The following is a 15,678-nucleotide window of genomic DNA, read 5'->3' as shown; positions in this document are numbered from 1 at the left end:
TATAATTTAATTTTTATTTGACAAAAATGGGCCGTTGTTGTATAATTATCTCAGTGAGGTGGATGCAATGGCGAAGACTTTGTCCGACATCAAAAGATCGCTTGATGGTAACTTAGGTAAACGTTTGACGTTAAAGGCTAACGGAGGCCGCCGTAAAACAATTGAGCGTTCGGGCATTTTAGCTGAAACGTACCCTTCTGTATTTGTGATTCAATTAGATCAAGATGAGAATTCGTTTGAAAGAGTTTCTTACAGTTATGCAGATATACTGACTGAGACGGTCGAATTAACGTTCGATGATGCCGCTAGCTCAGTCGCCTATTAATGGGCAGTGAACTTCTTGTTTACTGCTTTTTGTTTTGCCTTTTTTTCTGAATGGGAGTCTGTCCATTTTTTGAAAGGGGTAAAACAAAGGATTCGATACAAAATAAGAAAGCCACAAAAGCAGTGGCACTGATTCGAATTCTCGACTAAAGGGGCTGTTTCGTTTGGGTAGACGCCGAGGCATTATGTCAGATGAGTTCAAATACGAGCTGGCGAAGGATCTTGGATTTTATGATACCGTCAAAAATGGAGGCTGGGGAGAAATTCGTGCGCGTGACGCAGGTAATATGGTCAAACGTGCCATCGAGTTAGCTCAGCAGCACATGGCTCAGGATGAGAATCAACGATAGAAAAATGGTCAGGGATACCTCGGGTGTCTCTGGCTTTTTTTGTTGAAAAAGTCAGTGTGCTGGGCGTAAAAGCCAATATTCATCAGAACCATCAAATGTGATACAATATTGATACTTATGTTTAGATGGAGAAGTAGGTGAAATGTTTGCGTATTTTAGAAAAAGCACCGGCAAAAATTAATCTCTCACTTGATGTTCATGGAAAAAGACCGGATGGATATCACGAAGTGGAGATGGTGATGACAACAATAGACCTTGCAGATCGACTTGAGCTGACGGAGCTGGACAAAGATGAAATCCGTGTATCATCTCATAATCGATTTGTGCCAGATGATCAGCGTAACTTGGCTTATCAGGCGGCTAAATTACTCAAAACAAGGTTCGGTATTCAAAAAGGGGTATCGATTGTCATCACAAAAGCAATTCCTGTGGCAGCAGGTTTAGCTGGAGGCAGCAGTGATGCTGCAGCAGCGCTTCGCGGGTTAAACCGTTTGTGGAAGTTAAATCTCACGTTAGATGAACTAGCTGAGCTTGGAGCGGAGATCGGCTCAGATGTGTCTTTTTGTGTACACGGAGGCACAGCACTAGCGACAGGACGTGGAGAAAAACTGAAGCATATCGCGACACCGCCGCATTGCTGGGTGATTTTAGCGAAGCCGGTGATTGGGGTATCTACAGCTGAAGTTTATAGACAATATGACGCAAGCAAAGTAGAACACCCAAATGTACAGCGTATGATTGAAGCCATTGAAGCGAAAGATTATAAAGAGATGTGCGGCTCACTCGGTAACGTTCTGGAGTCTGTGACATTAAAGATGTATCCGGAAGTAGATATGATCAAAAGACAGATGAAGCGTTTCGGTGCTGATGCTGTATTAATGAGTGGAAGCGGCCCAACTGTATTTGGCCTGATTCAATATGAATCGAAGGTACAAAGAATATATAACGGACTGAGAGGATTTTGTGATCAAGTATACGCTGTCCGCATGATCGGCGAACAAAATGCCCTTGATTAAATCCGTATATTAAGTTATATTATTCATAAATTATTCGGGTTCTGGGGGTAAGTTCATGAAGTTTCGTCGAAGCGGCAGATTGGTGGACTTAACAAATTATTTGTTAGCCCACCCGCACGTACTAGTACCTTTAACTTTTTTTGCAGAACGATATCAATCTGCAAAGTCCTCCATTAGTGAAGACTTAACGATTATCAAACAGACCTTCGAACAGCAGGGAATCGGCACATTGCTTACTGTACCTGGCGCTGCTGGCGGAGTGAAATATATTCCAAAAATTCACCTAAAAGAAGCAGATGACGTAGTAAACGATATCGGAGAGGCATTATCAACTCCTGAACGTGTACTTCCTGGCGGTTATTTATATTTAACCGATGTTTTAGGCAATCCATCGATTCTTGCGAAAATCGGTAAGCTGTTTGCGACCATCTTTGCGGACCGTGCGATTGATGTCGTCATGACCGTTGCGACAAAGGGGATTCCAATTGCCTATTCTGTTGCGGGTTATTTAAATGTGCCTGTTGTGATCGTTAGAAAAGATAATAAGGTAACCGAAGGATCAACTGTCAGTATTAATTATGCGTCAGGTTCTTCTAACCGAATTCAAACCATGTCCCTTGCAAAGCGCAGCTTAGATAAAGGCTCCAATGTGTTGATCATTGATGATTTTATGAAAGCGGGCGGAACCATTAACGGCATGATGAATTTGCTTGAGGAATTTAATGCAAATGTTGCGGGAATCGGTGTTCTTTTAGAAGATGAAGGCGTAGATGAACGTCTTGTTGATGAATATGTCTCGTTGTTAAAGCTTTCAACCATTGATATGAAGCAAAAAATCATTGAGATCAATGAAGGCAACTTCCACGAGTTTTTTCATTCGAAAGCGTAAGCTTTAATTAAACATGTATTTGAATGGGAGAGATTGATATGACAAAAGTTGTTCAAACCAAACATGCACCAGCAGCCATTGGACCTTACTCTCAAGGAATTATTGTCAATAACATGTTTTACAGCTCAGGGCAGATTCCATTAACCCCAGCTGGAGATTTTGTTAATGGAGATATTAAAGAACAAACACATCAAGTATTCCGTAATCTTGAGGCTGTACTTGAAGCAGCAGGTGCTTCCTTTGAAACAGTCGTGAAAGCAACTGTTTTCATCAAAGATATGGAACAATTCGCTGAAGTGAATGAAGTGTACGGTGAGTATTTCCATACACATAAGCCAGCTCGTTCATGCGTGGAAGTGGCAAGACTTCCAAAAGATGCGCTTGTAGAAATAGAAGTAGTTGCATTAGTAAAATAAACAGGCACTCTCGATGAAAGCCGTTTGGTTTCATCATATGCAGGGAAAGACATCATCATGATGTCTTTTTTCATGCTGAGGATGTAAGCGCCGTCACTAATATGACAAATAATGTATAAATATCCCGATATTTCAAAAAAAGTTTAAAAAAAGAGCAGGAGAATCACCACGATCGTTGAATACCTAAGTAATGCTTTTATATTGGGAAAAGGTGGTGAACTACTGTGGAAGTTACTGACGTAAGATTACGCCGCGTGAATACCGATGGTCGCATGAGGGCGATTGCATCCATCACGCTGGACCACGAATTTGTTGTTCATGATATTCGTGTGATTGATGGAAACAATGGGTTGTTTGTTGCAATGCCTAGCAAACGCACGCCTGATGGAGAGTTTCGCGATATTGCACATCCAATTAATTCAAGCACTCGGGGTAAAATCCAAGATGCTGTATTAAATGAATATCATCGCTTAGGCGAAGAGGAAGAGACAATTGAATATGAAGAAGCTGGAGCTTCTTAATCATACTTAAACCTAAAAAGACGGCTTTAAGAGAAAATGAATGTTTTCTTTTAAATGCTGTCTTTTTTGCGTTCTTTCTCTTGTTTCTTAAGTCTTTCATCTGTTAGAAAATTATTGTACTTCCTTTTGTATCCTTGAAATCAGTCTTTATTTAGGATATATTTTTCTATGGATAATAGGGATATTGGAGGCCAATCAATGGATAAGCGGTTCGCAGTGATTTTAGCAGCGGGAAAAGGAACGAGAATGAAGTCGAAGCTATATAAAGTACTTCATCCAGTTTGCGGAAAGCCAATGGTCGAGCATGTGGCAGATGAAGCGTTAAAGCTTTCTTTAGCCAAGCTAGTGACGATTGTCGGTCATGGAGCAGAGGACGTCAAAGAGCAGCTTGGAAACAGAAGTGAGTATGCACTTCAAGAAGAACAGCTGGGAACAGCCCATGCCGTCAAACAAGCAAAGTCGTTCCTCGCGCAGGAAAAGGGAACAACCATTGTCATTTGTGGTGATACGCCATTATTGACAGCGGAAACAATGGAAGCCATGTTAAGCGAGCATCAAAAACATCAAGCGAAAGTCACTATTTTAACAGCACATGCGGATGATCCGACAGGCTATGGCCGAATTATTCGTGACGAAACAGGTGCTGTCGTAAAAATTGTGGAGCATAAAGATGCGAACGATGCAGAGCGTCAAGTGAATGAAATTAATACAGGGACTTATTGCTTTTCAAATGAAGATCTCTTCCGTGTGATTGAGCAAGTGTCGAATGAAAATGCACAGGGTGAATACTACTTGCCAGACGTCATTGAAATTTTAAAAAATGAAGGGCAAACAGTTGCAGCTTATCAAACACCGCATTTTGAAGAAACACTTGGAGTTAATGACCGTATCGCTCTATCACAAGCAGAGCAATTCATGAAGCGACGTATTAATCATCAGCATATGAAGAATGGTGTGACCTTGATTGATCCTGAGAACACGTATATTTCGCCAGATGCTGTCATCGGTGAAGATACAGTTATTTATCCTGGGACGGTCATCAAAGGGAATGTAAAAATCGGTGCAGACGCCACTATCGGGCCAAACACTGAAATTGTTGACAGCATCATCGGAGATCGAACAGTCATTAAGCAATCTGTCGTCTGCGATAGTGAGGTTGGAGTTGATGTGACAATTGGACCGTTTGCTCATATTCGCCCGTTGTCGAAAATTGGCGATGAAGTGAAAATCGGGAATTTTGTCGAAATCAAGAAAACAGTTTTCGGAGACCGCAGCAAAGCATCTCATTTAAGCTACATTGGAGACGCAGAGGTCGGAACTGATGTAAACCTTGGCTGTGGTTCCATTACAGTCAACTATGATGGGAAAAACAAATTCTTAACGAAGATTGAAGACGGCGCCTTTATTGGCTGTAATTCAAATCTCGTTGCACCAGTCACTGTCGGAAAAGGGGCATATGTTGCAGCCGGTTCAACGGTTACAGAAGATGTACCGCAGGATGCATTGTCTATTGCTAGAGCAAGACAAGTCAATAAAGAAGATTATGTGAAAAATATTCATAAAAAATAATCCAAATACCCGGAGGTTTACCATGTCTAATCGTTATGCTGATGCGAATTTAAAGATATTCTCTTTGAATTCAAACCCTGAACTTGCCAAAGAAATTGCCGATCGTATCGGAGTTGATGTAGGAAAGAGCTCTGTTAAACGCTTTAGTGACGGTGAAGTCCAAATCAATATTGAAGAAAGTATCCGCGGCTGTGATTGTTATGTCATTCAATCAACAAGTGCGCCAGTCAATGAGCATATTATGGAACTGCTCATTATGGTGGATGCGCTAAAACGCGCTTCTGCGAAAACTGTCAATATTGTGATCCCTTATTACGGATATGCACGTCAAGATCGTAAGGCAAAACCTCGTGAGCCAATCACTGCGAAGCTTTTTGCAAACTTGCTTGAAACAGCAGGTGCTACACGTGTGATTGCACTTGATCTTCATGCGCCGCAAATCCAAGGTTTCTTTGATATTCCAATCGATAACTTAATGGCTGTGCCAATCTTAACAAACTATTTCGAACAGAAGAACTTGAATGATATCGTTGTTGTGTCTCCTGACCACGGTGGTGTGACACGTGCGCGTAAAATGGCAGACCGCCTGAAAGCGCCAATCGCAATTATCGACAAACGCCGTCCAAAGCCAAACGTTGCTGAAGTCATGAACATTATTGGTAACATTGAAGGCAAAACGGCTATTCTGATCGATGATATCATTGATACAGCTGGTACTATTACACTTGCAGCAAATGCACTTGTGGAAAATGGAGCGGCTGAAGTCTATGCTTGCTGTACGCACCCAGTATTGTCTGGACCAGCAGTAGAACGCATCACAAACTCTAAAATTAAAGAATTAGTTGTGACAAACAGTATTCAATTAACTGATGACAAGAAAGTTGGAAAATTCATTCCGCTTTCAGTTGGGCCTTTGCTTGCAGAAGCCATCATCCGTGTACATGAAGAAGAATCTGTGAGCTACCTTTTCAGCTAATTTTATTATTGAAAAAGGCCCTAGGCATCAGCTTAGGGTCTTTTTGCTTTCGTCAATCACGGGCAAACATGTTTAAAATGATTCGGTTATGGGTAATTATGAGAGTAGTGACAAAAAAGAAATAGGATGGTGCTGAATATGGCAACTTTAAAAGCAAATAAAAGAACTGATTTCAAACGTTCCACACTGCAAAAAATCCGTCATTCAGGACACGTTCCTGGTGTCATATACGGAAAAAATACGGACAGCCTGGCTGTTTCATTAGACAGCATCGATTTATTAAAAACCTTACGTGATGAAGGGAAGAATACAATCATTACCTTAGACGTGGGTGGTGAAACGAAATCTGTGATGGTGACAGAGTTACAAACAGACCCGCTGAAAAACGAACTTGTCCATGCTGATTTCCAAGTCGTTGACTTACAGCGTGAAATTGACGCGGATGTACCAGTGCAGCTGATTGGCGAGTCTAAAGGGGTAAAAGATGGCGGTGTGCTTCAGCAGCCACTATTTGAACTATCTGTTACAGCGAAACCAAAAGATATCCCGCAGAATATTGAAGCAGATATTACAAACTTAGAAGTTAATGATGTATTAACAGTTGCTGATCTTCCTGTTCAGTCATCTTATCAAATCAATAACGATCCAGAAGAAGTCGTTGCATCCATTCTGCCGCCTCAGCAATCAGAGGTTCCTGAGCCAGATAGCGAAGAGGAGCCGCAAGAGCCTGAGGCTATTAAAGAAAAGGATGACGATGGAGAATAACTGGTCATTTAGAGACGTAACCCTCCCGCGGTTGCGTCTTTTGTGCTAGAATGAAAAGAATTCATACGTTTTTACATGAGGCAATCTGATTGGCTCATTTTTTAGGCGTGTGCTGTGTGACAAAGGAGGTTATTGGTTTCATGATTGCATTCGTTGGATTAGGTAATCCAGGAAAAGAATATGAAAAAACAAGACATAATGTCGGGTTTATGACAATAGATGAACTATCGAAAAAATGGGACATTCCTTTAAATCAATCAAAATTCCATGGACAATTTGGAACTGGGTTTGTTTCGGGGCAAAAGGTTCTACTTGTAAAGCCGCTTACATATATGAACTTATCAGGAGAATGTGTGCGTCCGCTGATGGACTATTACGATATTCCCCTTGAACATTTGAAAGTGATCTATGATGATCTTGATTTGCCAACTGGCCGAATTCGCTTACGTACAAAAGGAAGTGCAGGCGGGCATAATGGAATCAAATCATTGATTCAGCATTTAGGTTCACCTGAATTTGACCGATTCCGTATCGGCATTGGACGTCCTCAAAATGGCATGAAGGTCGTTGATTACGTACTAGGACGTTTCTCAGAAGAGGAACAGCCTGACATCGCATCAGCCATTCAATCATCTGTCGAGGCCTGTGAAGCAGCTTTAAAAAAGCCATTTTTAGAAGTGATGAATGATTTTAACAAGAAGGTATAAGAATGATAAGCAAAGCACATACTGATCATAAAATCTCAGCATGGGAGGATCACGTATGGCTTTGCATTATTACTGCCGCCACTGTGGTGTTAAGGTTGGCAGTCTAGATGAATCCGCTGTCCAAAGTGAAGCACTTGGATTTCATCACTTAACAAATGAGGAAAGAAACGATATGATTTCTTATAGGGAAAATGGTGATTTACATGTACAAACCATTTGTGAGGATTGCCAAGAGGCGCTCGAAAGAAATCCTGATTACCATCAGTATCATACTTTTATTCAATAAAAAAGCTTTGGTGTAGATATTAGACCAAAGCGTTTTTCTGTTTTAAACAAACAGGGAGGAGGAGCCAAATGAAAAACATACAATCATTTATCAAACAAAGTGATGATTTTCAGTCCATTTTTAATGGACTAAAGGAAGGGTTAAAAGAACAGCTGCTTGCCGGACTATCAGGCTCCGTCAGATCTTTATTTACAGCCGCGATATCAGACGAACTGAAGCGGCCAATGTTTATTGTGACTCACAATTTATATCAGGCACAGAAGGTAACAGATGATCTAGCAAGTGTGATGCCGGATCGCTCGGTTCTTCTTTATCCTGTCAATGAACTTATCGCTTCAGAAATTGCAGTGGCAAGCCCTGAGCTGAGAGCACAGCGTTTAGATGTCCTGAACCGGCTTGCGAATGGAGAAAACCCAATTATCGTTACTCCCGCTGCTGCGGTGCGCAGGATGCTTCCGCCAGTTGAGCTCTGGAAGGAGAGTCAGATCCATTTAAAGATCGGTGAAGAAATTGATTTGGAGGCGTTTTCAAAACAGCTCGTACAAATTGGTTATGACCGGACGTCAATGGTTGCAGCGCCCGGAGATTTTAGTGTGCGCGGAGGAATCATCGACATCTATGCGTTAACGGAAGATCATCCAATCCGTATTGAACTGTTTGATACAGAAGTAGACTCGATTCGAACGTTTCATTCGGATACACAGCGTTCATTAGAAACCCTTCAAGAAATTAAAATAGGTCCTGCAAAAGAGCTGATTGTGAGAGGTCCTGAACGAGTGAGAGCCATTGAACAGCTTGATCAAGGGCTGGCGAAGAGCTTAAAGAAATTCAACTCAGATCAGCAAAAAGAGCTGCTTCATCAAAATATTTCTGCTGACCGCGAGAAGCTGCTAGAAGGCATCGTGACACAGGAAATGACGAAGTACCTAGCCTATTTCTATGAAAAGCCTGCTAGTTTGCTAGATTACACATCGCAGGATACGATTATTATTTTAGATGAAATCAGCAGAATTCAGGAGATGGAAGAACAGCTTGAACAGGAAGAAGCCGATTGGACAATTAGTCTGCTTGAAGAAGGGAACATTCTTCATGATTTATCTCTTTCTTTCCCGTTCCAAGAACTGATCAATCAGCAATCAAGGTCCATTCTGTACTACTCCTTGTTCCTGAGACATGTCCAGCAGACAAATCCGCAAAATATCGTCAATGTATCTAGTAAGCAAATGCAGAATTTCCACGGGCAGATGAATGTGCTGGCAAGTGAAATTGAACGCTATAAAAAACAGCAGTACACAGTTGTCTTCTTAGGTGCGGATGAAGAGCGGACAGAAAAGCTATCGTCTGTTCTGCATGATTATGACATTGAAGCTGCTCTTGCTAAACCGGACGCTGAGCTTGTGAGCGGACAGGTGTATATTTTACAAGGTGAGCTGCAAACAGGCTTTGAACTGCCGTTATCAAAAATTGCTGTGATCACAGAAGGTGAACTCTTCAAGAAACGTGTGAAAAAGCAGGCACGTAAGCAAAAGCTGACCAATGCAGAGCGAATCAAGAGCTATTCAGAGCTTCAAGTCGGCGATTATGTGGTGCACATTAACCACGGGATCGGTAAATATTTAGGAATTGAAACGCTTGAAATTGGCGGCATTCATAAAGATTATTTAAATATTCATTATCAAGGAAGCGACAAGCTTTATGTACCGGTTGAACAAATTGATCAGGTGCAGAAATATGTAGGATCAGAAGGTAAAGAACCAAAGCTGTACAAACTTGGCGGCAGCGATTGGAAACGCGTGAAGAAAAAAGTTGAAACATCTGTACAGGACATCGCAGATGATCTGATTAAGCTGTACGCAGAACGCGAGGCTAGCAAAGGATATGCCTTTTCGCCTGACCATGAGATGCAGCGCCAGTTTGAATCTGCGTTCCCTTACCAGGAAACAGATGATCAAATCCGTTCGATTCACGAAATTAAGCAGGATATGGAGCGGGAACGTCCAATGGACCGTCTGCTTTGTGGAGATGTGGGATACGGAAAAACAGAGGTGGCTATTCGTGCGGCCTTTAAAGCGATTGCTGACGGGAAGCAGGTAGCCCTGCTAGTTCCGACAACTATCTTAGCGCAGCAGCATTTTGATACAATCATGGACCGATTCCAAGACTACCCTGTCAAAATCGCGCAGCTGAGCCGTTTCCGTACAAGAAAAGAAACAACTGAAACGTTAAAAGGGCTGAAAAACGGGACGATTGATATGGTCATCGGCACACACCGTCTTCTTTCAAAAGACATCGTCTACAAGGATTTAGGGCTGTTGATCATTGATGAGGAACAGCGTTTTGGTGTGACGCATAAAGAGAAAATTAAGCAGATGAAAGCCAATATCGATGTACTGACATTAACGGCTACGCCAATTCCGCGTACGCTTCATATGTCCATGCTTGGCGTGCGGGATTTATCGGTTATTGAAACACCGCCTGAAAACCGATTCCCTGTTCAAACCTATGTGGTTGAGTACAACGGCGCTTTAGTCAGAGAAGCAATTGAGCGAGAATTGGCACGCGGCGGTCAAGTGTACTTCCTTTACAACCGTGTTGAAGATATCGAACGAAAAGCAGACGAAATCTCTATGCTAGTCCCAGACGCAAAAGTTAGTTATGCACACGGGAAAATGAGTGAGAACGAGCTGGAATCAGTGATGATCAATTTCCTTGAAGGTGAATCAGATGTATTGGTCAGTACCACCATCATTGAAACGGGAGTCGATATTCCAAATGTGAACACGCTCATCGTCCACGATGCAGATAAAATGGGGCTTTCTCAGCTGTACCAGCTAAGAGGACGAGTCGGGCGTTCGAACCGTGTCGCTTATGCTTACTTCACGTATCGAAAAGATAAAGTTCTTTCTGAAGTTGCAGAGAAAAGACTTCAAGCCATTAAAGAATTCACAGAGCTTGGATCTGGGTTTAAAATTGCGATGCGTGATTTAACGATTCGAGGAGCAGGGAACTTACTTGGGGCTCAGCAGCATGGCTTCATTGATTCGGTTGGATTCGACCTCTATTCTCAAATGCTGAAAGAAGCCATTGAGGAAAGAAGAGGCGATACAACGGCTCAAGATAAATTCGAGCCAGAAATTGATCTGCAAATTGATGCGTACATCCCAGACACTTATATTTCGGATGGCAAGCAGAAGATTGAGATGTATAAACAGTTCAGAGCAATTGGATCGATTGAAGAGCGAAAAGAGCTTCAGGATGAAATGATCGACCGATTTGGTGAATATCCGCAAGAAGTGGCAGACTTGTTTACGATTGCGACAATGAAGGTGTACGCTGTCCAGGAACGTGTCGAGCTGATCAAGATGGAGAAAGGCATTGTCAGAATGACCCTTGATGAGCAAGCAAGCAGTGAAATCGACGGTCAAAAATTATTTGAGCTCGGCAGTAAATATGGACGTGAAATTGGGTTGGGAATGGAAGGCAGCAAGCTGATTATTTCTGTCCAAACGAAAGGCAAGAAAACGGAGGAATGGCTTGAGGTTGTTCTTAATATGCTTCGAGGGCTTCAAGATGTGAAAAAAGAAACCATTCCATCTTCATAAAATTTTGTTTGTCTCTCGTGTATATTACGTTTGATGTGACGGATACTAAACTCAGGGTCAAGTGGTGAATGTTGCATAAAGTGGACGCTTTTGTTCCATTCACCCAACACATCATCAAACGAAAGAGAGGCAGCAGTGAATGAAAGCAACTGGAATTGTACGCCGTATCGATGATCTAGGTAGAGTGGTTATTCCGAAGGAGATTCGCAGAACATTGCGCATCCGGGAAGGAGATCCGCTTGAGATTTTCGTCGACCGCGATGGAGAAGTGATTTTGAAGAAGTATTCGCCGATTAGTGAGCTAGGAGACTTTGCGAAGGAATATGCTGATGCATTATTCGACAGTTTGGGTCATTCCATCCTGATCTGTGATCGAGATACGTATATTGCTGTATCCGGCAGTTCGAAAAAAGAGTACTTAAACAAATCCATCAGTGATTTACTTGAACGAACAATGGATCAGCGTAATTCTGTGTTAGAAGAAAGCAAAAAAGAAATTCAACTTGTCGATGGTATTGATGATGACGTATCTGCTTATACCATTGCACCTATTGTTGCAAACGGAGATCCGATTGGCGCCGTCGTCTTATTTTCTAAAGAGCGTTCAATGGGAGAAGTGGAGCATAAAGCGGCAGAAACGGCAGCTGGCTTCTTAGCCCGTCAAATGGAACATTAGGTCTAATAACTCTATATCATTTTGATAAAACGAAAAAATGCCGATGAAATCATTTGATTTTGTCGGTTTTTTATATGGGATGAAACAAATCGGGACATGTGCCGTCTACTCCTTAGAAAGAAACGGCTTTTCATTCACGTATGATATAATGAGTTCGTTTAACTGTAGATCTATTTTAAAGGAGTCATCCATGAAAAATGCTGTGAATCAGCCGCATTGGCTTTTCCAGGGTGCGGTGATTTTGACCATCGCAGGCTTGTTATCAAAGGTACTAAGTGCCGTTTACCGTGTCCCGTTTCAAAACATCGTAGGGGACACAGGGTTTTATATTTATCAGCAGGTATATCCTTTCCTTGGTATTGCCATCATGCTTGGTACAACAGGTTTTCCTGTCATGGTGTCCAAGCTTCTGAGTGAGCATGGGGAAGAGAATCGACGGATCATTACAAGGGTATCCTTGGTATATATCACTTTACTGAGCTTGGTCTTATTTCTTTGTCTTTACATAGGAGCAGGCACAATGGCGAGCCTTATGGCAGATAGTCAATTAATTCTGCTCATCCAGATGAGTGCTTTTGTGTTTCTATTTCTGCCGCTCACTGTGATGCTGAGGGGAGTTTTTCAGAGTGACGGTCTGATGCTTCCAACGGCTGTTTCTCAGTTGATTGAGCAGCTCATCAGGGTAGGCGTCCTGCTTGTTTTATCTTTTTATTTCGTGAGGCACGGCTATTCGCTTTATGAAACAGGGGCGGGCGCGGTGTTCTCTTCTATCGCAGGAAGTGCGGCGTCGCTCATTTTGCTTCTTTTCCTTTGGTTGACCTATCGAAAACCGTCTGCTGCAAGTATGTCAGGCAAACAGGCGACACTTCGAAAAAAAGATATTTTGAAGAGTTTGGTGCTGTATACATTGACGATTTGTGTCAGCGGTTTGCTTATTTTATGGATGCAAATGATTGATGCTTTTCATCTGTATGCGTTGCTGCGCAGTGAGGGTCTCAGTGAAGCGGCGGCAAAGGCGGCAAAAGGTGTGTATGACCGAGGTCAGCCGTTCTTGCAGCTAGGGACGGTGTTTGCCATCAGCATCGGAACCTCTCTTGTGCCATTTTTATCGGCAGCCATGAGGAATGGGGAGCATGAAACGATACGGCAAAAAGTGCGGTCATCGGTTAAGACCACGTCGGTATTAGGGATTGGGTCAGCTGTTGGGCTGATTTGTATTTTATCACCAGTAAATACAATGCTTTTTCGTAATGATTTAGGCACAGATGCCCTGCAAATATTCTGTATATCGATTGCGTTTACGTCGATTGCCATTACGCAGGCGGCTTTACTGCAAGGGCTCGGACATACTGTGTATCCCGCTGTTGTGGTGATCATCAGCGTGCTGGTGAAATGGATTCTAACGATTGCGCTTGTTCCGTTATTTGGCATCCACGGTGCCGCATGGTCAACTGTATGTGGTTTTCTCACAGCAGCCGTGCTCAATGCCTTTTATTTGAAGCATAAAGGATGGATTTCATTGAGAGAGCTATTCCCAGTGAAAATTCTTTTATCAGCCGCCTTCATGGCTGTGGTCTTAATGGGATATCAGGCTTTGTTTTCCTGGGTAATCCCTTTTGAAAAACGTCCGTTTTCCGTTTTAGAGAGCCTGACATCAGTTTTTATTGGTGGTTTCGCCTTTTTATATAGTATTCTTAAGCTAGAAGTATTCACGGAAGAGGAATGGAGACTCATTCCATTAGGAAAAAAGATTTTATATTTTAAACAGATGAGAGGGAATCAAAATGGCAGGTAAGATTACCGTCGTCGGTCTCGGGGCAGGCGACATGGATCAGCTGACGCTCGGTGTATATAAGCAGCTGAAGCAGGCGAAAGAAGTATATATGAGAACGCAGGATCATCCGCTTACCGCAGAGTTAATGCAGGAGGTCCCATCTCTCACCTTTTTTGATGAAATTTATGAAAAGCACGATCAGTTTGATCAGGTGTATCAGGAAATTACCGAAATATTATTTGCAGAGGCAGCGGAAAAAGACATTGTGTACGCAGTACCTGGTCATCCATTTGTGGCAGAAAAGACCGTACAGCTGCTTGTCGCCGGGCAGAAAGAGCGCGGGATCGAAGTGTCTGTCGCTGGTGGACAAAGCTTTTTAGATGCGACATTCAACTCCTTGCAGATTGACCCCATCGAAGGATTACAATTCGTTGATGCAGGGGATATGAGAGCTGATGATCTGAAATTAACCCAGCATGTCCTGATTTGTCAGGTATATGATCAGATGACAGCATCGAATGTGAAGCTCACGCTGATGGAAAAGCTTCCTGACGATTATGAAGTTTATATTGTGACTGCAGCTGGAAGCAGTCAGGAACAGATTACTGCCGTTCCTTTATTTGAACTTGATCGAAATGTGTCGATAAATAACTTAACGAGTGTTTATGTTCCTCCAATTAAAGATGAACAGCTGCTTTATCAACAATTTGACACTTTCCGTGACGTCATACGTACATTAAGAGGTCCAGGCGGCTGTCCATGGGATCAAAAACAAACCAATGAGTCACTCAAACCATATTTAATTGAAGAATGCTATGAGCTGCTTGAAGCGATAGATGAAGATGACCCAGATCATATGGTGGAAGAGCTCGGCGATGTGCTGCTGCAGGTGCTACTTCACGCTCAAATTGGCGAAGATGACGGTTATTTCTCAATCGATGACGTCATTCAGCATGTCACAGAAAAAATGATTCGGCGACATCCCCATGTGTTTGGTGACACGAATGTTTCTGGGGCAGCAGATGTGGTGGCCAACTGGGAAAAAATCAAGCAGCAGGAGAAGCCAGAGCGGACCGGTTCTATTTTGCAATCGATTCCGGCGACACTTCCAGCATTAACAAAGGCATATAAACTCCAAAAGAAAGCCGCCAAGGTAGGCTTTGATTGGACAGATGTTCAAGATATTTGGAACAAATACGAAGAAGAAAAGCAGGAATTTCTCGTTGAAGTGGCAGAGAAGACGGACGAAGGTGCAACGAAGCAAATGAAAGATGAATTTGGAGATCTTTTGTTTGTTCTCGTCAATATTGGACGGTTCTATCACCTAGAGCCTGAAACGGCGCTCGCTTCTGCCAACACAAAATTCATGCGGCGTTTTCAGCATATCGAACAAAAAGCAAAGGACATGGGACGTTCATTAGATGACTTAACGCTAGAGGAAATGGACGATCTCTGGAACGATGCGAAACGTATAGAAAGAGGTGAACATACATGAGACTAGATAAGTTTTTAAAAGTGTCCCGTTTAATTAAAAGAAGAACATTGGCAAAGGAAGTAGCTGATCAAGGCAGAATTTCTATTAACGGAACACAGGCGAAAGCAAGTTCTGACGTGAAAGAAGGAGATGAGCTGCAAATCCGCTTTGGTCAAAAGCTAGTGACTGTTCAAGTCAACGAGTTAAAGGACACGACGAAAAAAGAAGAAGCGGCTGGCATGTATACTGTGCTAAAAGAAGAAAAAACAGCAGAATAGGGCTTGTTCTAAATGACCCTCTTATCACATACAATGCAGTAACATGCAAGTATGA

16 protein-coding genes are annotated in these 15,678 nt (G+C 42.4%); all 16 read left to right on the top strand.

Features of this window, described 5'->3' with window-relative positions; genetic code table 11:
- Positions 1 to 67: 67 nt before the first annotated feature.
- Positions 68 to 325 carry a biofilm formation stimulator Veg gene (gene veg, locus AC20OE_RS18360; protein ID WP_024425637.1) on the top strand — a complete coding sequence of 86 codons (258 nt, stop codon included), beginning with the start codon at positions 68 to 70 and terminating at the stop codon, positions 323 to 325.
- A gap of 163 nt (positions 326 to 488) precedes the next feature.
- Complete coding sequence (locus tag AC20OE_RS18355; protein ID WP_012008653.1) at positions 489 to 674, top strand: small, acid-soluble spore protein, alpha/beta type; 186 nt, start codon at positions 489 to 491, stop codon at positions 672 to 674.
- 146 nt (positions 675 to 820) lie between these two features.
- Positions 821 to 1,690, top strand: a complete 870-nt coding sequence (ispE, locus tag AC20OE_RS18350; RefSeq protein ID WP_019743558.1) for a 4-(cytidine 5'-diphospho)-2-C-methyl-D-erythritol kinase — start codon at positions 821 to 823, stop codon at positions 1,688 to 1,690.
- A gap of 55 nt (positions 1,691 to 1,745) precedes the next feature.
- Positions 1,746 to 2,579, top strand: coding sequence for a pur operon repressor (gene purR / locus AC20OE_RS18345; protein WP_024425638.1), 834 nt, complete (start codon positions 1,746 to 1,748; stop codon positions 2,577 to 2,579).
- A 38-nt stretch (positions 2,580 to 2,617) separates the two neighbouring features.
- Positions 2,618 to 2,995 (top strand): 2-iminobutanoate/2-iminopropanoate deaminase, encoded by a 378-nt coding sequence (ridA, locus tag AC20OE_RS18340; protein ID WP_024425639.1) that lies wholly within the window; start codon positions 2,618 to 2,620, stop codon positions 2,993 to 2,995.
- A 224-nt stretch (positions 2,996 to 3,219) separates the two neighbouring features.
- Positions 3,220 to 3,516, top strand: a complete 297-nt coding sequence (gene spoVG / locus AC20OE_RS18335) for a septation regulator SpoVG (protein WP_008357439.1) — start codon at positions 3,220 to 3,222, stop codon at positions 3,514 to 3,516.
- Between the two features lie 198 nt (positions 3,517 to 3,714).
- Positions 3,715 to 5,085 carry a bifunctional UDP-N-acetylglucosamine diphosphorylase/glucosamine-1-phosphate N-acetyltransferase GlmU gene (gene glmU, locus AC20OE_RS18330; protein ID WP_059376744.1) on the top strand — a complete coding sequence of 457 codons (1,371 nt, stop codon included), beginning with the start codon at positions 3,715 to 3,717 and terminating at the stop codon, positions 5,083 to 5,085.
- Between the two features lie 22 nt (positions 5,086 to 5,107).
- Entirely contained in the window at positions 5,108 to 6,061 is a 954-nt protein-coding gene (locus tag AC20OE_RS18325; protein ID WP_024425641.1) for a ribose-phosphate diphosphokinase, read from the top strand.
- A 138-nt stretch (positions 6,062 to 6,199) separates the two neighbouring features.
- On the top strand, positions 6,200 to 6,826 hold the full coding sequence (locus tag AC20OE_RS18320) for a 50S ribosomal protein L25/general stress protein Ctc (protein ID WP_039175914.1): 627 nt from the start codon (positions 6,200 to 6,202) through the stop codon (positions 6,824 to 6,826).
- A 140-nt stretch (positions 6,827 to 6,966) separates the two neighbouring features.
- Positions 6,967 to 7,533: an aminoacyl-tRNA hydrolase gene (gene pth, locus AC20OE_RS18315; protein WP_024425643.1), complete on the top strand. Its 567-nt coding sequence runs from the start codon at positions 6,967 to 6,969 to the stop codon at positions 7,531 to 7,533.
- 55 nt (positions 7,534 to 7,588) lie between these two features.
- Positions 7,589 to 7,819 carry an anti-sigma-F factor Fin gene (fin, locus tag AC20OE_RS18310; RefSeq protein ID WP_003217967.1) on the top strand — a complete coding sequence of 77 codons (231 nt, stop codon included), beginning with the start codon at positions 7,589 to 7,591 and terminating at the stop codon, positions 7,817 to 7,819.
- Positions 7,820 to 7,887: 68 nt separating this feature from the next.
- Positions 7,888 to 11,421: a transcription-repair coupling factor gene (gene mfd / locus AC20OE_RS18305; RefSeq protein ID WP_039175917.1), complete on the top strand. Its 3,534-nt coding sequence runs from the start codon at positions 7,888 to 7,890 to the stop codon at positions 11,419 to 11,421.
- Positions 11,422 to 11,560: 139 nt separating this feature from the next.
- Positions 11,561 to 12,097, top strand: coding sequence for a stage V sporulation protein T (gene spoVT / locus AC20OE_RS18300; RefSeq protein WP_003217990.1), 537 nt, complete (start codon positions 11,561 to 11,563; stop codon positions 12,095 to 12,097).
- Positions 12,098 to 12,287: 190 nt separating this feature from the next.
- Positions 12,288 to 13,892 carry a putative polysaccharide biosynthesis protein gene (locus tag AC20OE_RS18295; protein WP_212044550.1) on the top strand — a complete coding sequence of 535 codons (1,605 nt, stop codon included), beginning with the start codon at positions 12,288 to 12,290 and terminating at the stop codon, positions 13,890 to 13,892.
- Positions 13,882 to 15,366, top strand: a complete 1,485-nt coding sequence (yabN, locus tag AC20OE_RS18290; RefSeq protein WP_212044548.1) for a bifunctional methyltransferase/pyrophosphohydrolase YabN — start codon at positions 13,882 to 13,884, stop codon at positions 15,364 to 15,366. The genes AC20OE_RS18295 and yabN overlap by 11 nt, the downstream gene beginning before the upstream one ends.
- Positions 15,363 to 15,623: an RNA-binding S4 domain-containing protein gene (locus tag AC20OE_RS18285; RefSeq protein WP_008341839.1), complete on the top strand. Its 261-nt coding sequence runs from the start codon at positions 15,363 to 15,365 to the stop codon at positions 15,621 to 15,623. Before yabN ends, AC20OE_RS18285 begins: the two co-directional genes overlap by 4 nt.
- Positions 15,624 to 15,678 lie beyond the last annotated feature (55 nt).

The organism is Bacillus sp. SRI_025, assembly GCF_057592095.1.
The sequence above is the reverse complement of the archived record's forward strand: the minus strand, read 5'-3'. Positions and strand labels throughout refer to the sequence as shown.